The 19,070-nt window shown below is 69.9% G+C and carries 15 protein-coding genes; 8 read left to right on the top strand and 7 right to left on the bottom strand.

The features are described from left to right. Positions 1 to 264 precede the first annotated feature (264 nt). A complete protein-coding gene (locus RCH22_RS05375) occupies positions 265 to 864 on the top strand; it encodes a vitamin K epoxide reductase family protein (protein WP_327013068.1) in 600 nt (199 codons plus the stop codon). Positions 865 to 997: 133 nt separating this feature from the next. Here RCH22_RS05375 and ndk read toward each other — a convergent pair whose 3' ends face one another. The 4 genes from ndk to ileS are packed head-to-tail and all read right to left on the bottom strand — an operon-like array spanning position 998 to position 6,660. Next, positions 998 to 1,420, bottom strand: coding sequence for a nucleoside-diphosphate kinase (ndk, locus tag RCH22_RS05370; protein WP_134447922.1), 423 nt, complete (start codon positions 1,418 to 1,420; stop codon positions 998 to 1,000). Beyond that, on the bottom strand, positions 1,417 to 1,740 hold the full coding sequence (locus tag RCH22_RS05365; protein WP_327013067.1) for a DUF4233 domain-containing protein: 324 nt from the start codon (positions 1,738 to 1,740) through the stop codon (positions 1,417 to 1,419). The genes ndk and RCH22_RS05365 overlap by 4 nt, the downstream gene beginning before the upstream one ends. A 32-nt stretch (positions 1,741 to 1,772) precedes the next feature. Beyond that, positions 1,773 to 3,158, bottom strand: coding sequence for a folylpolyglutamate synthase/dihydrofolate synthase family protein (locus tag RCH22_RS05360; RefSeq protein ID WP_327013066.1), 1,386 nt, complete (start codon positions 3,156 to 3,158; stop codon positions 1,773 to 1,775). Beyond that, positions 3,151 to 6,660, bottom strand: a complete 3,510-nt coding sequence (gene ileS / locus RCH22_RS05355; RefSeq protein ID WP_327015462.1) for an isoleucine--tRNA ligase — start codon at positions 6,658 to 6,660, stop codon at positions 3,151 to 3,153. The genes RCH22_RS05360 and ileS overlap by 8 nt, the downstream gene beginning before the upstream one ends. A gap of 330 nt (positions 6,661 to 6,990) precedes the next feature. Between ileS and RCH22_RS05350 the strand changes: the two genes are divergently transcribed. From RCH22_RS05350 to RCH22_RS05320, 7 genes are all read left to right on the top strand, one after another. Then, the gene (locus RCH22_RS05350; protein ID WP_327013065.1) at positions 6,991 to 8,643 is read left to right on the top strand and encodes an ABC transporter substrate-binding protein; all 1,653 of its coding nucleotides are present in this window, start codon (positions 6,991 to 6,993) and stop codon (positions 8,641 to 8,643) included. A 38-nt stretch (positions 8,644 to 8,681) separates the two neighbouring features. Beyond that, the gene (locus tag RCH22_RS05345; protein WP_327015461.1) at positions 8,682 to 9,632 is read left to right on the top strand and encodes an ABC transporter permease; all 951 of its coding nucleotides are present in this window, start codon (positions 8,682 to 8,684) and stop codon (positions 9,630 to 9,632) included. Beyond that, positions 9,629 to 10,525: an ABC transporter permease gene (locus RCH22_RS05340; protein ID WP_327013064.1), complete on the top strand. Its 897-nt coding sequence runs from the start codon at positions 9,629 to 9,631 to the stop codon at positions 10,523 to 10,525. The genes RCH22_RS05345 and RCH22_RS05340 overlap by 4 nt, the downstream gene beginning before the upstream one ends. Continuing rightward, the gene (locus RCH22_RS05335) at positions 10,522 to 12,222 is read left to right on the top strand and encodes an ABC transporter ATP-binding protein (RefSeq protein ID WP_327013063.1); all 1,701 of its coding nucleotides are present in this window, start codon (positions 10,522 to 10,524) and stop codon (positions 12,220 to 12,222) included. The genes RCH22_RS05340 and RCH22_RS05335 overlap by 4 nt, the downstream gene beginning before the upstream one ends. A 68-nt stretch (positions 12,223 to 12,290) precedes the next feature. Continuing rightward, positions 12,291 to 14,873, top strand: a complete 2,583-nt coding sequence (gene valS, locus RCH22_RS05330; RefSeq protein WP_327013062.1) for a valine--tRNA ligase — start codon at positions 12,291 to 12,293, stop codon at positions 14,871 to 14,873. Between the two features lie 10 nt (positions 14,874 to 14,883). Continuing rightward, positions 14,884 to 15,330 carry a GNAT family N-acetyltransferase gene (locus tag RCH22_RS05325; protein ID WP_327013061.1) on the top strand — a complete coding sequence of 149 codons (447 nt, stop codon included), beginning with the start codon at positions 14,884 to 14,886 and terminating at the stop codon, positions 15,328 to 15,330. A 5-nt stretch (positions 15,331 to 15,335) separates the two neighbouring features. Continuing rightward, complete coding sequence (locus RCH22_RS05320) at positions 15,336 to 15,605, top strand: hypothetical protein (RefSeq protein WP_327013060.1); 270 nt, start codon at positions 15,336 to 15,338, stop codon at positions 15,603 to 15,605. A gap of 67 nt (positions 15,606 to 15,672) precedes the next feature. Here RCH22_RS05320 and RCH22_RS05315 read toward each other — a convergent pair whose 3' ends face one another. The 3 genes from RCH22_RS05315 to RCH22_RS05305 form a co-directional block, all read right to left on the bottom strand. After that, entirely contained in the window at positions 15,673 to 16,236 is a 564-nt protein-coding gene (locus tag RCH22_RS05315; RefSeq protein ID WP_327013059.1) for a dihydrofolate reductase family protein, read from the bottom strand. A gap of 84 nt (positions 16,237 to 16,320) precedes the next feature. Then, positions 16,321 to 17,589: a thiolase family protein gene (locus RCH22_RS05310; protein WP_327013058.1), complete on the bottom strand. Its 1,269-nt coding sequence runs from the start codon at positions 17,587 to 17,589 to the stop codon at positions 16,321 to 16,323. Beyond that, positions 17,570 to 19,066: an AMP-binding protein gene (locus RCH22_RS05305; RefSeq protein WP_327013057.1), complete on the bottom strand. Its 1,497-nt coding sequence runs from the start codon at positions 19,064 to 19,066 to the stop codon at positions 17,570 to 17,572. The genes RCH22_RS05310 and RCH22_RS05305 overlap by 20 nt, the downstream gene beginning before the upstream one ends. Between the last annotated feature and the right edge of the window lie 4 nt (positions 19,067 to 19,070).

The following is a 19,070-nucleotide window of genomic DNA, read 5'->3' as shown; positions in this document are numbered from 1 at the left end:
TGACCGTTTTGGGCGACCGCGCCACCCATCCGGCTACTCTCTCGTGCGAGAAAAACGCTTGCGCGTTCACCTCGGGAATCCTCTTCGTTCGCAACCGGCTCTTGGCTCTGGCTGCTAATACCCTTGGTCGTGGGACCAATGAATCTGGGCTGTTACGGCCCATTAAGCCTTCTCTGGCTGTGCTTGAGCGCGGCCCAAGCATCCGTGTTGATTATCGCATGTATTGTTCAGGATCGAGTGCGAGGCGCATGACATAATCCTGAGGTGCAACAGACCGAGGAATCCAGGCGCCCCACCGGGCTCGCCATCTTCATGATCGTCGGAGGTGCGATCGCCCTCGCGGCGGCCTTCGCGCTGACCCTGGACAAGATCGCCATCCTCGAGGATCCGCAGGCGCAGCTCTCCTGCAACTTCAGCGTGCTCGTCGGCTGCAGCACCAACCTCGGTTCCTGGCAGGGTGCGCTGTTCGGTTTCCCGAATCCGTTGATCGGACTCATCGCCTGGACGGTCGTCATCACCATCGGCGCCGGGATCCTCGCTGGCGCCCGGTTCGCCCGCTGGTTCTGGATCGGACTGAACGCCGGCGTGGCGCTCGCGCTCGTCTTCGTGATCTGGCTGATGGGCCAGAGCTTCTTCGTGCTCGACGTGCTCTGCCCGTGGTGCATGGTGACCTGGGTCGTCACGATCCCGATGTTCCTGGCCGTGACCCTCTACAACCTCAGGACGGGCACCCTCCCCGTTCCGGCCGGGGTGCGGCGCTTCGCCGCCGGCGCCTCCTCGTGGATCGTCGTCATCACGATCGGCTGCTACCTCGTGGCTGCAACGGTCGCCCAGCTCAAGATGGACTTCCTGCACCGCCTCTAGCGCTGCACCACCTCTAGCGCTGTACCGCCTCCAGCCGGGCGGATGCCGACCGTCGCCTTAACGGCCGAGTGTCGCCGTTCCGCCGCCTGGTTTCGGCGGGGACGGCGACACTCGGCGCGACGGGGCTGCGGTTCTAGTCGAACCAGAGCGCCAGTTCGCGGGACGCGGACTCGGGCGAGTCTGAACCGTGCACGAGGTTCTGCTGAACCTTGGAACCCCAGTCGCGGCCGAGGTCGCCGCGGATCGTGCCGGGTGCTGCGGTCGTGGGATCGGTCGTGCCTGCGAGGGAACGGAAGCCCTCGATGACGCGTTCGCCGGCGATGCGGATCGCGAGGATCGGCCCGCTCTCCATGAACTCGACCAGGGGCTCGAAGAAGGGCTTGCCCGCATGCTCCGCGTAGTGCTCGGCGAGAAGCGAACGATCGGCCTGCACGAGCTTGATGTCGACGAGGGAGTATCCCTTCTGCTCGATGCGTCGCAGGATCTCTCCGGAGAGGTTGCGGGCGACGCCGTCAGGCTTCACCAGGACGAGGGTTTCTTGGACCGGGGTACTCATGAGTTCTCCTTGTTATTGTCTAGTCTCGAGCCGGTGACCATGCAGTATGCCCACATGCCGGTGAACAGTGCGCCGACGATGAACATGGCCGGGTTGACGAACCCGGTCAGGACGATGACGGCCTGGACGATCCAGCCGATCGCGTATGACCAGTTGTAGCGGAGCAGGCCGATCGTCGCGACCATGACGAGGCAGAGCAGCGCTCCCCCGCCGAGGGCGAGCCAGGCCGGCAGCGACCCGAGCCCGAAGAGCAGCAGCGCGGCGAGGAACACGATGATCGTCTCGAAGCCGAGCACGATCGACGCGAGCGACTCGCGCACAGACCGGTTCCGCCGTGGGCGCGGGGCGCCGGTCACTTCTTGAGCCACTCCCTGGCTGCGGCGAGGGACAGGGCCTCGCCGACCAGGGTGATCGAGCCCGTGACGATCACGCCGCGGCGTGGGGCGTCTGCTGCCCAGGTCCTCGCGGCGTCGAGGGCGTCTGCGATGTCGTCGAAGCGGCTGACAGCATCCTCGTCCGTTCCGGCCGCGACGATGTCGGCGAGGTCGTCGACGGGGATCGCCCGGTCGGACTGGGACTGGGTGACGTGGAACCGGGTCACGACGGGAGCGAGCTCCGCGACGATTCCGGCAGCGTCCTTGTCTGCGAGGATCCCGATCACGGCGACGACCTCATCGAAGTGGAAGTAGGTGCCGAGTGCCTCGGCGAGGGCGCCGGCCCCGTGCGGGTTGTGCGCGGCATCCACGAGCACGGTCGGTTCGATGCCGATCAGCTGCAGCCGCCCGGGTGAGGTCGCGGTCGCGAGCCCCTCCGTGAGGATGTCCTGGTCGAGGGGGCGGGTGCCCGCGCCGAGGAAGGACTCGACGGCGGCGATCGCGACGGCAGCGTTGTGGGCCTGGTGGGTGCCGTACATCGGCAGGAACAGGTCGGAGTATGTCGCGGCGAGGCCGCGCACCGTGATGAGCTGCCCGCCGACGCCGACCTGGCTGTCGAGCAGGGCGAACTCCTCCCCCTCGCTCGCGAGAGTCGATTCGGTCAGTTCGACGGCGCGTTCCAGTTCGGCCTGCACGGTCTCGGCCTGCCGGGCGCTGATGACGGATGCCGCAGGCTTGATGATTCCGGCCTTGGTGCGGGCGATCTCCGCGACGGTGCTTCCGAGCCGCTTGGTGTGGTCGAGAGCGACAGGGGTGACGACGGCGACGAGGCCGTCGGCCACGTTCGTGGAGTCCCATTCGCCGCCCATGCCGACCTCGATCACGGCGACATCGACGGGAGCGTCGGCGAAGCAGGCGAAGGCGAGCACGGTGAGGGCTTCGAAGAAGGTGAGCGGTTCCTCGTTCTTGGCACCGAGCTCGGTGTCCACCATCGCAAGGTACGGCTGGATGTCCTCCCAGTTCGCGGCGAGGGCGCGGTCACTGATCGGTTCGCCGTCGATCACGATCCGTTCGTTGAGGCGGACCAGGTGCGGGCTCGTCATCATGCCGGTGCGCAGTCCGTACGCGCGCAGGATGCTCTCGGTGATCCGGCTCGTGCTGGTCTTCCCGTTGGTGCCGGTGATGTGGATCACCGGGTAGGTGGCCTGCGGGTCGCCGAGCAGTTCGACGACGCGCCGGGTCGGGGCGAGGCGCGGTCGTGGAGCGGCTTCGCCGACCCGGTCGAGCAGTGCCGCGAAGACGGCCTCGCCCGCGTCGCGGTACTCATCGTCTTCCGGCAGCTTCTGGTCCATCGAATCAGACATTCACGATTCCGTTCTCTCGGGCGACGGCGACGAGCACCGGCCCGCGGTTGGCGTAGTGGCCGGCCTCGAAGCGCACGTAGTGCTCGACGGGGGCTCCCGCGAGCTGTTCGAGCCACTCGGACGGCACGGCGCCCGCGAGGATGGCCGGGTCGACCTCGGTCGGGGCGTGCGCGGCGAAGCGCACGGTGAGCGTTTCGGCGGCCACGTCGACGCCCGGCGCGAGGCGCAGGGTGTCGAGGTCGGCCTGGTCGAAGAAGACGAGGTCGAGGCGGATCCGGTCCGCAACGAAGAATCCTGCCGACTTGCGGGTGTCCTGCACGGCGCGGATCAGGTCGCGGGCGAAACCCTCCGCCTCGAGCTCCGTCGTGGTCACGGTGTCGAGCAGCACGAAGCCGCCGCCCTGGAGCAGGGCGAGGGCGGGTCCGGTCTGCGCGACTCCCGCGGATGCCGCGTCGGTGTTGTCCGCGCCGGTGTTGCCCGCCCCGGTGCCCGCCTGCAGCACGAGTTCGTACTCGCCGGCCTCGAGCGCGATGCCGCCCGCGGTCACGATCCCGTCGGTCTCGCTCCAGTCGCCGCTGCGCGCGGCCTTGATCGCGGCCTGCACCTGCTTGCCGAGCCGGGGCCCGGCCGCGCGGGCGTTGACGGTGAGCCGGGAGGTGATGCCGTAGTTCGCTGCGCTGTCCCCGGCGAGCTCGACGAGGTTCACGCTCTTCACGTTGAGCTCGTCGCGCAGGATCGCCTCGAAGGGGGCGAGTGCCGCCGTTCCGGTCGTGACGACGGTGAGCTGCGCGAGCGGCAGCCGCACGCGCAGGCCCGCCTGCTTGCGCAGCGAGAGCACGGTGGAGCTGATCGTGCGGATCTGGTCCATCGCGGTGACGAGCCCGTGGTCCGATGGGAAGAGGCCGGCGTCCGGCCAGTCCGTCAGGTGCACGCTGCGGCCAGCTGTCAATCCTTGCCAGATCCGCTCGGTGACGAGCGGCAGAAGCGGGGCGGCGATCCGGCAGACGGTCTCGAGCACGGTGTACAGCGTGTCGAAGGCCTCCGTAGCCGTGCCGCCTGCGACGGCTCCGGTCCAGAAGCGGTCCCGGGAGCGCCGCACGTACCAGTTGGTCAGCACGTCGGCGAAGTCGCGGAGCCGGGCGGTCGCCTGGGTCGAGTCGAGCGCCTCGAGGTCGCTCGTGACGTCGACGATGAGGTCGCGGGTCTTCGCGAGCAGGTACCGGTCGAGCACGTCGGTCGAGTCGGTGCGCCAGACGGCGTCGTAGCCGTGCTCACCCGAGGCGTTGGCGTAGAGCGAGAAGAAGTACCAGGTGCTCCAGAGCGGCAGCATCACCTGGCGGGTGGCCTCCCGGATGCCCTCCTCCGTGACGATGAGGTTGCCGCCGCGCAGCACGGAGGAGCTCATCAGGAACCAGCGCATCGCGTCGCTTCCATCGCGGTCGAAGACCTCGAAGACGTCGGGGTAGTTGCGCAGCGACTTCGACATCTTCTGGCCGTCGTTGCCGAGCACGATGCCGTGGCTCACGACGTTGGTGAACGCCGGCCGGTCGAAGAGCGCGGTCGAGAGCACGTGCAGCAGGTAGAACCAGCCGCGGGTCTGGCCGATGTACTCGACGATGAAGTCGGCGGGGTTGTGGGTATCGAACCAGTCCCGGTTCTCGAAGGGGTAGTGCACGGCCGCGAACGGCATCGACCCGGAGTCGAACCAGACGTCGAGCACGTCGGTGATCCGGCGCATCGTGGACGCCCCGGTGGGGTCGTCCGGGTTCGGCCGCGTGAGCTCGTCGATGTACGGGCGGTGCAGGTCGGTCGGGCGCACCCCGAAGTCGGCCTCGAGCTCGTCGAGCGAGCCGTAGACATCCGTGCGGGGGTAGTTCGGGTCGTCGCTCTTCCAGACCGGGATCGGCGATCCCCAGTACCGGTTGCGGCTGATCGACCAGTCGCGGGCGTTGCCGATCCACTTGCCGAACTGGCCGTCCTTGACGTTCTCCGGCACCCAGGTGACGTCCTGGTTGAGTTCGACCATGCGGTCGCGGAACTCCGTGACGCGCACGAACCAGCTCGACACCGCCTTGTAGATCAGCGGGTTGCGGCAGCGCCAGCAGTGCGGGTAGGAGTGCTCGTAGCTGGCCTGGCGCAGCAGCCGGCCCTCGGCCTTGAGCATCTGGGTGAGCGGCTTGTTCGCGTCGGACCACAGCAGGCCGGCGACCTCCGGCACGTCGGCGAGGAACTTGCCGCCCTCGTCGAGGGAGATGATCACGGGGATGCCCGCGGCCTCGCAGGCCTTCTGGTCCTCTTCGCCGTACGCGGGCGCCTGGTGAACGATACCGGTGCCGTCTGAGGTCGTGACGTAGTCGGCGAGCAGGATCGTCCAGGCCTTCTGGGTGTTCCAGACGGATGCGTCGGCGTAGTAGTCGAACAGACGGTCGTATGCGACACCCTCGAGTTCGCGTCCCGTGACCGTGCGGGCAACGGCCGCGGAGGCCTCCTCCGGCGTGTCGTAGCCGAGGTCCTTGGCGTAGTTGCCGACGAGGTCGATCGCGATCAGGTACTCGGCGCCGAGGACGGACACGTCCACGCGGGCGTTGTCGCTGCCGGAGACTGACTCCTCGCGGAGCACGGTCGCGTCGGGGGTGCCGTTCGGGCCGGCCGGGACGACGGCGTAGACGATGTCCGGCCCGACGGCGAGGGCGAGGTTGGTCGGCAGGGTCCAGGGGGTCGTCGTCCACGCGAGGGCGCGCACCGCGGTGAGGCCGAGGGCTTCCGCCCTCGTGCCCACGAGCGGGAACGTCACGGTGACGGTCTGGTCCTGGCGCATCTTGTAGACGTCGGCGTCCATGCCGAGCTCGTGGTTGGAGAGCGGCGTCTGGTCGCGCCAGCAGTACGGAAGCACCCGGTACCCCTCGTAGGCGAGGCCCTTGTCGTGCAGGGTCTTGAACGCCCAGATCACGGATTCCATGAAGGTGATGTCGAGGGTCTTGTAGTCGTTCTCGAAGTCGACCCAGCGGGCCTGGCGGTTGACGTAGCGCTGCCAGTCGTCGGTGTACTTGAGCACGGAGTCGCGGGCGACCTTGTTGAAGGCGGCGATGCCGAGCTTCTCGATGTCGGCCTTGTCGGTGATGCCGAGCTGCCGTTCGGCCTCGAGCTCGGCGGGGAGGCCGTGGGTGTCCCAGCCGAACCGGCGGTGCACGAGATTGCCGCGCATGGTCTGGAAGCGCGGGAACAGGTCCTTCGCGTAACCGGTGAGCAGGTGGCCGTAGTGCGGCACGCCGTTCGCGAAGGGCGGGCCGTCGTAGAAGACCCACTCCGGCGCATCCGCCCGGTTGTCGATCGACGCCTGGAAGGTGCCGTCGGCCTCCCAGTATGCGAGCACCTCGGTCTCGATCGCCGGGAAGTTCGGCGAGGGCACGATGGGGGCGGATGCGGCGAGCGCGGCCTGGTCGTGTGCTGGGGCCTGGTCGTCTGCTGCGGGGAAGGGCGGGGCTTTGGGGTACACGTGCATCTCCTGGACAAAAGGGGCCGACAGGCCCTGTTCCACGAGGACGCCTACTCCGGGAAGATTCGACGCGGTACCACCTCGCTTGCCGTCTTCGTGCTGTGACGACCGCTTGTTCAGAGGCTGTGACGGGCCCGACCCGTTCGGTTCTACCAGGGGTCCGCCTTGCGACGGTTCCCGTTCTTCCGAAGACTCACCGGTGATGGCCGGATCACTGTCATGCATGTGCAATTCTATCCCGTCGGGAGCGATACTCATGGGAATTTCGGGCCCGACCGTGATGTTTTACGATGGGACCCGGCCCGGCCCCGCTACGCCGAGAGAGATTCCTTTCCCATGCCCCCTCTGGTTCACCACTCCCACGTGCCGCGTTCGCTCGCCGTCGTCTCCGCTATCGCCCTGCTCCTGACCGGGTGTTCCGCATCCCCAAAGGCCACGGAGAACACAGCTCCCGTCTCCGGCGGCACGCTCAACTACGCCTCCGGCGACGCCGAACCGACGTGCCTCGACCCGCACGTCGGCGGCAACTATCCGCAGGCCCTCGTCGGCACCCAGTTCCTCGAGTCGCTCGTCTCCCGCGACAGAGCGGGCACGATCATCCCCTGGCTCGCGTCGAGCTGGTCGCAGAGCGCCGACGGCCTCGCCTGGGACTTCACCCTCCGCGAGCACGTGACCTTCACCGACGGGACGCCCTTCGACGCGGCGGCCGTGCAGGCGAACATCGCGCACGTGCAGGACCCGAAGACGGGATCGTCGACCGGGTACCTCGCCGTGCGGAAGGTGGTGTCGACATCCGTCGTCTCCCCCACCGTCGTGCGCCTGGCCCTCAGTGAACCCGACAGCGCCCTGCTCGAGTCGCTCAGCCAGCCGTGGCTCGCGATGGAGTCGCCGACGGCGCTCGCCCGCAGTCAGGACGAGAACTGCGCGGCCCCGGTCGGGACGGGTCCGTTCACAGTCGCCTCCTGGGTCAAGCAGGACGCGATCACCCTGGTCAGGAACGACGCGTACACCTCCCCGCCGGCCGACGCCGCCCACACCGGGCCCGCCTACCTCGACTCCATCGTCTGGCGGTTCATCCCCGACTCGGCCTCCCGCTACGCCGCCCTGCAGTCCGGCGCCGTCGACGTGATCGACAACGCCCAGCCGGACACCATCGTGCAGGCAGGGAAGAGCAGTACCATCCGCCACCTCGACGCGCCCCGGCCTGGCGCATCCAACCGGATCGAGCTGAACTCGGGCAGGGCCCCGTTCAACGACCCGCTCGTGCGCGAGGCCTTCATCCGTGCCTCCGACGTCGACTCCGCGGTTTCGAGCCTGTTCCAGGGCACGGCGACCCGCTCGTTCTCGGCGCTCTCGAGCATCGAGCCGCTCGGGGTGTCCCGGCCGGACCTGTTCGGCTACGACCCTGCGGCCGCCGCCACTCTCCTCGACGAGGCCGGCTGGACCGGTCGGGACTCCGACGGGTACCGCACGAAGGGCGGCGTGCGCCTGTCCATCGTCTTCCCGGTGAGCAGCAACCAGTCGATCCCGGCGGAGCAGTCCCTGTTCGAGCAGCTGCAGGCGACCGCGAAGGCCGTGGGCTTCGACGTGCTGCTCTCGCCGCTCGACCTGTCGGCCTGGTACACCGCCCTCGGTTCGAACGAATACGACGCGGTGAGCGCGCCGTACACGAAGGTCGGCCCAGACGTGCTCCGCACCCTCTTCGACTCGGCCGGCATCGTTCCGGCGCCGAGCGGGTACTTCGCCAACCACGCCCAGGTCAACGACCCCGAGGTCGACGCCTGGCTGACCGAGGCCTCCCAGACGGCGGATGCACCCAAGCGCGCCGCACTGTACGCGCAGGCCCAGAACCGTGTCCTCGAGGGCTTCTACGTGCTGCCGCTGTACGACCAGCAGAACCACTACCTGCTCTCTTCCGTCGTCTCGGGCACCCGGGCGATGCCGACGGTCTCGACGCCCACGTTCTACGACGCGTGGCTGAACCGGTAACCGGAGCCCTCCCGGCCGGCCGCTCCCGGCCGGCCGTATTGCGGCGCGCCCTGCCGCATCGAGCCCTGCTGCGAGCGACGGCCCGGCTCGGCGGGGCCGTCCTCGTGCTCTGGCTCGTCGCGACCGTCACGTTCTTCGCGATGCGGCTCGTCCCCGGCGACCCGGCGGAGGCCGTGCTCGGCGGACCGGGATCGCAGACCTCGCCGGAGGCGCTCGCGGCGGTGCGCGCCCAGTACGGCCTCGACCAGCCGCTCCCCGTGCAGTACGTCGCCGAGCTCGGCCGCCTCGTCACGGGCGACCTCGGCCGTTCGTACGCGCTCCGCGTCCCCGTCGCGCCGCTCCTGCTCGGGCAGCTCGGCGGCACCCTGCTTCTCGCCGCGCTCTCCCTGCTGCTCGCGTGGCTGTTCGCGATCGGCCTCGCCCTGCTCTCCACCCGCGCAGGCCGCTGGGAGCGGATGCTCGGTTCCGGCCTCGAGATCGGCGCGGCCGCCCTGCCGCACTTCTGGCTCGCGAGCGCGCTCATCGTGGTGTTCAGCAGCTGGCTCGGCGTGCTGCCGCCGGTCAGCACCCCAGGCCCTGCCGGACTCGTGCTGCCCGTGCTGACCCTCGCCATCCCGCTCGCCGGTTTCCTCGGCCAGGTCATGCGGGAGTCGATGCTGACGGCGCTCGAAGCCCCGTTCGTCGTCTCCGCGCGGGCCAGGGGGGAAAGTGAGGGCGGCATCCGCCGGGTGCACGTGCTGCGGCACGCGAGCCTGCCCGGGATCAGCCTCTCCGGCTGGGCGTTCGGGTCGCTGATCAGCGGGGCCGTCGTCGTCGAGACGATCTTCGCCAGGCCGGGACTCGGCCGCACCTTGCTGAACGCCGTCACGGTGCGGGACGTGCCGGTCGTGATCGGCGTCGTGCTGGTCGTCGCCGCCGCATACATCGTGATGACCCTTCTGACCGATGTCGCCCAGCGGATCGCCGACCCGAGGCTGAGGCGCGCATGAGCGACCTCGAGATCCAGGCCGGCCTCGCCGGGGCTGCGGCGCGGCGCCCGACGGGAAGGGGTTTCGGCACGCGGTTCGGCACGCGGTTCGGCGGTCGGGTCGGCCTCACCGAGGTCCTCGCCGCCGGTTTTGTGCTGTTCCTGCTCGTCGCCGCCTTCTCCCCCGGCCTCGTGGCGCCAGGCGACCCGCTCGCGATCGACCCGCGCTCGGCGTTCCAGGCCCCCTCGTCGGCGCACTGGTTCGGTACGGACGAATCCGGGCGCGACGTCTACACCCGGGTCAGCCACGGCACCGGGGGCTCGCTCCAGATCGGCGTGGCCGCGACCCTGATCGGCCTCGGCCTCGGGGCCGTGCTCGGGGTGATCGCCGGCATGCTCGGTTCGATCGTGGACTTCACCGTGAACCGCCTGCTCGAGGTCATGTTCGCGTTCCCCGGCCTGTTGCTCGCCCTGCTGTTCATCATGATCTTCGGGCCGGGCCCGGCGACGGCGACCCTCGCCGTTGGTCTCGCGACCGCGCCCGGCTACGCCCGCATCATCCGCGCCCAGCTCGTTTCCGTGCGCTCCTCTGCCTTCGTCGAGGCCGCGACCGTTCTCGGTCGCAGCCGCACCCGGATCCTCGTGCGGCACATCCTCCCGAACACGCTCGCGCCGCTCCTCGTGCTCGGCACCCTGGGCATCGGCCAGGCCATCATCTGGGCGGCGGCGCTCAGCTACCTCGGCCTCGGCGCCAAACCGCCCGCCGCGGAATGGGGCGCGATGCTCTCGGCCGGGCGCACCTACCTGAGCACCGCCGCCTGGATGAGTTTCTTCCCCGGACTCTTCGTCGTGCTCACCGCGATCTCCGCGACCGTCCTCGGGCGCGCGATCGAACGACGGCTGAGGCACGCGTGACGGGGGCGCGGGCGGATGCCGCCGCTGCGGCCGGCGCGCCGGCCCTGCTGGTCCGCGGGCTGAGCGTCGGTTTCGGAAGCACACCCGGACGGGATCCCCTCGTCGACGACGTGTCCTTTGAGGTCGCTCCCGGGAAATGCCTCGCGATCGTCGGCGAATCCGGTTCGGGGAAGAGCCTCACGGCGCGCAGCCTGCTCGGCCTGGCCGGGACCGGATCGTGGCTGCACGCCGACGAGCTGAGCCTCGGCGGGACATCCGTGCTCGGTCTGACCGAGAACGCCTGGCGGCGGAGGCGCGGCAGGGACGTGGGACTCGTGCTCCAGGACGCGCTCGTGTCGCTCGACCCGCTGCGACCGATCGGGCGCGAGATCGGCGACACCCTGCGCCTGCACACGAACCTCTCGGCGGCCGCCCGGGCGCGCCGGGTGCTCGAGCTCCTCGCAGAGGTCGGGCTTCCCGACGGCGAGCTCCGGGCCGGCCAGCGTTCCGGTGAACTCTCCGGCGGCCAGCGCCAACGCGCCCTGATCGCCGCAGGCGTGGCGCTGCGGCCGCCCCTGCTCATCGCCGACGAGCCCACGACGGCCCTCGACGTGACCGTGCAGGCCAGGATCCTCGACCTGTTCGAGGAGCTGCTGCACGCCGGGACGGCCCTCGTGCTGATCAGCCACGACCTCGCCGTCGTCAGCCGGATCGCCGACCGCGTCGCGGTGATGAGCCACGGCCGGATCGTCGAGACCGGCGCGGCCCGCGCGCTCCTCGACGACCCTCGGCACGACGAGACCCGGCGGATGATCGCCGCGGTCCCGGCCGGGCAGCCCCGCGGGGTCCGGCTCTCGGCGCATGACCGGCCGAACCGGCCGGCACCCGGCGTCGTTCCTGCGGCCGTTCCCGAGGCCCTTCCCGCGGCCGCCGACCGGGTCGTGCTCGAGGCTTCCGGGCTCGTCAAGAGCTTCAGGATGCCCGACCGGAGCCGGCTGCTCGCCGTCAACGACGTCTCCTTCACTCTCGACCGCGGCACGACGCTCGGCATCGTCGGCGAGTCCGGTTCGGGCAAGACCACGCTGGCCCGGCTGCTGCTCGCGCTCGAGTCCCCGGACGCCGGCGAGGTACGGGTGCTCGGCGAGGCCTGGACCGGGATCACTGAACGCGCCCGCCGCCCGATGCGGTCGGCGCTCGGCGCCGTCTACCAGGACGCCCTGGCCTCCTTCGACCCGCGGCTCACCGTCGGCGCCGTCCTCCGCGACGCCGCCGGTTCCGCGGACCGGTCGCTCGAACTCCTCGACCGGGTCGGGCTCGGCGCGGCCGTGCTCGGCCGCCGCCCGCTCGAGCTCTCCGGCGGGCAACGACAGCGGGTCGGCATCGCGCGCGCCCTCGCGAACCGGCCGCAGGTCCTGATCTGCGACGAACCGGTGTCCGCGCTCGACATGACCGTGCAGGCCCAGGTTCTCGACCTCCTCGACGAGCTGCAGCGCGACCTCGGCCTGAGTCTCGTGTTCATCTCGCACGACCTCGGCGTCGTGCAGCACGTCAGCGACCGGATCGTCGTCATCGAGAACGGATCGGTCGTCGAGACCGGCCCGACGGAGCAGGTCTTCGCCGCGCCGGCGCATCCGTACACCCGGCGCCTGCTCGACGCCGTGCCGCGCCTGCCCGCCCGCGGAACCCCCCGAATCGCCGGTGAACGGGGCATCGGGTAGGTTGGATAAGGCCAATACTCAGGCACCTCACCGCAGACACGGTGCCGCAGACAGTGAATCGGAGAACCATGACGATCCCGAACGTTCCGGACAAGCCAGCCCTCGAGGGCCTCGAGAACAAATGGGGCGGCACCTGGGACACCGAGGGCACGTACCGCTTCGACCGCGACTCCGCGACCAGGGCGAACATCTTCTCCATCGACACTCCCCCGCCGACCGCGTCCGGCTCGCTGCACATCGGCCACGTGTTCTCATACACGCACACCGACGTCGTCGCCCGCTTCCAGCGGATGCGCGGCCGCGACGTTTTCTACCCGATGGGCTGGGACGACAACGGCCTGCCCACGGAACGCCGGGTGCAGAACTACTACGGCGTGCGCTGCGACCCGTCGCTGCCGTACGCCCCCGACTTCACCGCGCCCTTCGAGGGCGGCGACGGCAAGAGCACCAAGGCCGCCGACCAGATCCCGATCAGCCGCCGCAACTTCATCGAACTTTGTGAACGCCTCACCCTCGAAGACGAGAAGCAGTTCGAAGCGCTCTGGCGCGACCTCGGCCTGAGCGTCGACTGGACCCAGACCTACCGCACGATCGGTTCGCACTCGATCGCATCCTCCCAGCTCGCCTTCCTCGGCAACGTCGCCCGCGGCGAGGCCTACCAGGCCATGGCGCCGACCCTCTGGGACGTCACCTTCCGCACGGCCGTCGCTCAGGCCGAGCTCGAGGACAAGGACATGCCCGCCGCGTACCACCGGGTCTCCTTCCGCAAGCCCGACGGTTCCACGATCGAGATCGAGACCACCCGGCCCGAGCTGCTGCCGGCCTGCGTGGCGCTCGTCGCGCATCCGGACGACGAGCGCTACAAGCACCTCTTCGGCACGACCGTGCGCACCCCGCTCTTCGACGTCGAAGTTCCCGTCCTCGCCCACCACCTCGCGCAGAAGGACAAGGGCAGCGGCATCGCGATGATCTGTACCTTCGGCGACGTGACCGACGTGGTCTGGTGGCGGGAACTCGACCTGCCGAACCGCGCGATCATGGGCTTCGACGGCCGCATCATCGCCGAGGCGCCTGAGGCAATCGAGAGCGAAGCCGGAATCGCAGCGTACGCCGAGCTCGCCGGAAAGACCGTGTTCTCGGCCAAGCAGGCCGTCGTCGCCCTCCTCACGGCGAGCGGCGACATGATCGGCGAACCGAAGCCGATCGTGCATCCGGTCAAGTTCTTCGAGAAGGGCGACAAGCCCCTCGAGATCGTGTCGACCCGCCAGTGGTACATCCGTAACGGAGCGCGCGACGAGGCACTCCGGGCCCGCCTGCTCTCGCACGGCGCCGACCTGCAGTGGCACCCCGAATTCATGAAGGTCCGCTACGACAACTGGGTCAACGGCCTCACCGGCGACTGGCTCGTCTCACGCCAGCGCTTCTTCGGAGTTCCGCTTCCGGTCTGGTACCCGCTGGATGCCGACGCGAACCCGGTCTTCGACCAGCCGATCGTCGCCACCCGCGACCAGCTCCCGGTCGACCCCTCGTCCGACACCGCGCCGGGGTACGCAAGCACCCAGCGCGGACAGGCCGGCGGTTTCGTCGGCGAGGTCGACGTGATGGACACCTGGGCGACGTCCTCGCTCACCCCGCAGCTCGCCGGCGGCTGGGAGCGCGACCCACAGCTCTTCGATCTCGTCTACCCATACTCGCTCCGCCCGCAAGGCCAGGACATCATCCGCACCTGGCTGTTCTCCACCCTGCTCCGCGCCGAACTCGAGGACGGCCGGTCCCCGTGGAAGCACGCGGCCCTGTCCGGGTTCATCGTCGACCCCGACCGCAAGAAGATGTCCAAGTCCAAGGGCAACGTCGTCACCCCCGCCGACATGCTCGTGCAGCACGGTTCGGATGCCGTGCGCTACTGGGCCGCCTCCTCGCGCCTCGGCACCGACGCGGCCTTCGACCCCAAGAATCCGACGCAGATCAAGATCGGCCGTCGCCTCGCGATCAAGATCCTGAACGCGTCGAAGTTCATCCTCGGCTTCGACGGGGCAGCGGACGCCGCGATCACCGAGCCCCTCGACCGCAGCATGATCGCCCGCCTCACGAGTGTCGTCACCCAGGCGACGACCGCGTTCGACAGCTACGACCACGCCCGCGCCCTCGAGGTCACCGAGAGCTTCTTCTGGACGTTCTGCGATGACTACCTCGAGCTCGTCAAGGAACGCGCGTACGGCGAAGCCGGCGCCGGGCAGGCCTCGGCCGTCGCGGCGCTCCGCACCGCACTGTCGACCCTGCTCCGTCTGTTCGCCCCGTTCGTGCCCTTCGCGACCGAAGAGGCGTGGTCCTGGTCCAACGAGGGGTCCGTGCACCGGGCCGCCTGGCCCGTCGCGGCAGACCTCGCCGCAGGTTCAGGGGGGAACCCCGCACTGCTCGAGCTGTCCAGCCGCGCGCTCACCGGCATCCGGCGCGGAAAGACGGATGCGAAAGCGTCCCAGAAAACCGACGTCGCATCTGCTGTAATTAGCGGTACGGCTGCAGAGGTTGCCCTGCTCGCGCAGGCTGCCGCTGATCTGCAGGCGGTCGGCCGGATCTCGGAATTGGTTTTTGTCGAAGGCGGCGACCTGGCAGTCACGGAAATCGTGCTCGCCACGGTGTCGGAGAGTTAGGGAGAACCAGATGGCTATTCACGTACGAGCATTGGGCGACAAGGACTTTTTCGCCTGGCTGGGCCTCTTCGAGGGCTACAGCGAGTTCTACAAGAGCGAACTGACCGATGAGAAGGCCCTCCGCGTCTGGAGCTGGATCATCGATGGGAACCACGTGCTGAACGGCGCGGTCGCAGTCAGTGACGACGGCGACTTCGTGGGCTTCGCGCACTACCGGGAGGTGCCGAACACGCTCAGCGCCACCCGCGGTCTCTTCATCGACGACCTGTTCGTCGTGCCGGAGCACCGTACAGGCGGCGTCGGCCGTTCGCTCATCGAGTTCGCCAAGGACTACGCGGCCACGCGAAAGCTCACGACCGTGCAGTCGATCACCGCCGCGGACAACGAGACCGCCCAGCGTCTCTACGACGACGTCGGCACCCGCACCGACTGGGTCACCTACGAGATCGAGCTCTGAGCCCGATGCAGGTGGGAACCCGCTGGTCGTTCGGCGGCACGGCGCCGTCCGGGCTGCCCGAGGTCGTCCTCCTCGCGGTCAGCACTGTCGAGCGGGACCTCACGGTCGCCCCGAAGGACGGCACGGATTCGTGGCGTTGGACGCTGACCTGGCTCGAGGCCAAGCCGGTGATCGAGCTCGATGACGGCACCGTCATCCGCTACAACGCGGTCGACGACAGCGCAACGATTACGCAGCCCTCGATCGAGGTCGAGGACGACGAGGACTGGATCTAGACCGGGTCACGACCGGTCGCCTGCCCCCGGATCCCGGCGGCAGGGGCCGGGCCGCCGGGCCCGCGGATCAGGCCTGCGGCACGACATACCGCAGGTACACCATTCCGTTTCGGAACCGTCGTTCACCCCGGAGCTCAAGCGGCATTCTCAGGTGCTCCGGCAGGAACCGGGTGCCGCCGCCGACGATGATCGGCGTCACGAAACGGTGGATCTCATCGACAACGCCCGCCGTGAGCGCGTGCGCGGCGAGCCCCGGACCGCCGATGGACACGCTCAGCTTGCTGTCCGCGACGAGGCTGCGTACCTCGGCGGCGTCGAAGGAGCGCTCGATGCGCGTCCGCGTCGTCGTGACCGCCGCGAGGTTGTGCGAGTAGACGACCTTTTCGGCGGCCTGCCAGATATCGGTGTACTCCCGCACCACGTCGGGCGGATCGACGAGTTCTCTCGCGGTCTCCCAGAACGCCATCGTCTCGTACATCCTGCGTCCGTACAGGTAGGTGCCGATCTTGCGTTCGAGGGCGTTGATGAAGGCGTGCACCTCCTCGTCGGGCGTCGCCCAGTCGAAGTCACCGGCGGCATCCGCTGTGTACCCGTCGAGCGACGTGATGCCCGAGTAGATCAGCCTGGCCATGTGTCCTCCCGTCGCCCCTGCGTCTGCAGCTTCATACTGGCCTGCCCTGTCGCCCAGCGGAAGAGCCCTCAGACGAACGAACCCTCAGCCGGGCGCGCCCTCCCAGCGGAAGAGCGCCGCGAGCCCGAGACCGCCGGCGATGCTGACCATGGCGAGGGCGTGCGCCCCCTTCGGGGCATCCGCCCCCTCGACACCGTCGGCGCGGGACTGTGCCAGAAGCCGCAGCACGATCAGGGCACCGGATGCGCCGAATGGGTGCCCGAGGGCGAGCGCGCCGCCCTGCCGGTTGGCTCTGTCCTCCGGCACGTCGATCAGGTCGAGGGAGGCGAGCACCTGGGCTGCGAAGGCTTCGACGATCTCGACGCGAGCGAGGGCCTCGGCAGGGACGCCCGTGCGCGCGAGCAGGGACCTGCCTGCCTCGCCGCCGCCGGCACCGAGCAGGTTCGGGTCGGTTCCGGCCGGGACGGCGTCGACGAAGGTGAGGAAGCCGGGGCTGCCCGTGCCGGTCTGGATTGCGCCGCTCGCCAGGAGGTCCCTCGCGCGGGCCCTGCTCGTGACGAGCACGACAACGGCGCCGTCGGCGTCTGCGCAGGAATTGCCTGCCGTGACCGTTCCGCCCGGGCGGAAGGCCGCTGGGAAGCGGCGGAGCAGGGCAGCGTCGAGCTTCGGGCGGGGACCTTCGTCGGCCATGACGCGTGCGCCCATCCCGTCGATGCCGGCGATCCCGACGATCTCTGCCTCGAACGCTCCCGCACCCGTGGCGGCGACGGCGAGACGGTGGCTGCGGGCGGCGAAGGCGTCCTGGCGTTCCCTGCCGATTCCGAAGTGCGCGGCCACGTTCTCGGCGGCGACGCCCATGTCGGGGTCGCCGACCGAATCCGGCGCGAACCGGACGCGATCGAAGAAGTCCGGCTCCCCCGGCGCCGAACTCACGCGGTGCGCGCGGAGGGGCGCGGTGCTGCAGCTCTCGACGCCGCCGGCCAGGTAGAGGTTGCCGGCGCCCGCGGCGACGAGGCGGCAGGCGAGCACGATCGCCTCCAGCCCGGACCCGCACTGCCGGTCGACGGTCAGGCCCGGCACGCTCACCGGGAATCCGGCCTCGAGCAGCGCGAGGCGGGCGAGGTTCCCGCCGCCGCCCGTGGCGTTCCCGATGATCACGTCGTCGATGTGCGCGGGATCGAGGCCGAGGTCGGCGACGACCGCGGAGAGCACGGGGGCGAGCAGCCGGTCGGCGGTGATCAGGGACAGGGCTCCGCCGCTTCGCCCGAAGGCCGTGCGACGGCCCCAGAGAATGACGGGCTCGCGGTCGGCGGCATGAGTCGCGGCGGTGTGCTCAGTCGAGGCGCTCGACACGGGGGTCTCCTTCGGTGATCCAGTCGGCAAGCAGGCGCCGGCTGACCTTGCCCGCCCGGGTGACGGGCAGGTCCGTGATCCGGTAGTAGGCGCGCGGGCGTTTCTGCGGGGCGAGGCCGGTCGCGGCCGTCCGCAGGTCGGCGAGGGTGAACGCCCCAGCGCCGGCGCCGGGTGCTTCGAGGAGCGCGGCGACGAGCAGCGTACCGCGCCGGGCATCCGCGAGGCCGGTCACGACTACCTGTGCGGCTGCCCCGCCTGCAGCGGAGCCGCCGAGGCCAGTGAGGAGGGTCGCCTCGACCTCCTGCGGGTAGACGTTGTGGCCGGACGTGACGATCATGTCGGCCCGGCGGCCCTCGAAGTGCAGTTCGCCGGCGTCGTCGAGATGGCCCTGGTCGCCGACCGTGCACCACTGGCCGGTCTGGTCAGCAGCGACGCGGGCGAACGCTGTGCCGTCGTCGCCCCAGGCGTAGCCGGCGCTGACCAGACGGCTGCGCACGACGATGGTCCCGGTGATTCCGGGGGCGGATGCCCGGCCTGCGTCATCGAGGACACGGACGTCGACGCCGGGGAACGGCCGGCCGACGCCCGTCGGAGACTCGGTCCGGTGCTCACCGGGGCGGAGTCGCCTGGCGGTGACGAAGCTCAGTTCCGCGGCGCCGTAGTAGTCGAAGACCGTAGCTCGGGGCGCCCAGTTCCGGACGCTCGCGAGAGTGGCGGCGTCGAGCCGGGCGCCCGCGCTGACGATCGCGGTGAGCGCGCCTCCGTCCACGCCGGCGATCAAGCCCCGCTCGCCGAGCATTCGGAGCGCTGTCGGGACGGCGACGATGCGGGTCACGCCGGCATGTGCGACGGAGTCGAGGGCATCGCCGACGTCGAAGTGCGGCAGGGTGTGGAACGCAGCCCCCGCGTAGAGGGTCTCGGCGAGGGCGTACAGCGTCAGGCTCGCCGACAGCGGTCCGGGGGCGAGGACCCGGTCATCGGCGCGGAGGTCGAACAAGGCGGAACTCGCTGCGAAGGCCCGCTGCCAGGAGTCCCTGCTGCGGGTGAAAGCCTTGGGCAGCGCGGTGGTGCCCGAGGTGAAGCCGTAGAGGAAGACCGAATCCGCTGGCCCGTCGCGGAAGCCGGCTGGCGCCGGTGGCGTCGTCGGCGCCGGCGATGAAGACGCCGATAGCGGCGGCGAGCAGGCATCGCGCAGCATCCGCTCGACGGCAGAACGCTGCAGGGCCGGCCAGTCCGGGTCGACCACGGCGACGGTGCCCGCGCCCGCGACCGCGGCGACGAAGTCCACGACGAAGTCGAGACCATTGGGCAGGCAGAGCACGGTCTGGCCACTGGACGACTCCCCCGCCAGTTCGCGGGCGCGGAGGCTCGACCGGCCCTGGAGTTCGGCGTAGCTGAGCCGGTCCGCACCGATCGTGACGGCGTTCGCGTCCGGCTGCAGGGCGGCCCAGTGCTGGAGGCGGTCGAGGAAGGGCACGCTC

It is taken from the genome of Cryobacterium sp. GrIS_2_6, from assembly GCF_035984545.1.
GTDB lineage: Bacteria > Actinomycetota > Actinomycetes > Actinomycetales > Microbacteriaceae > Cryobacterium.
This window is presented reverse-complemented; position numbering and strand designations above follow the sequence as displayed.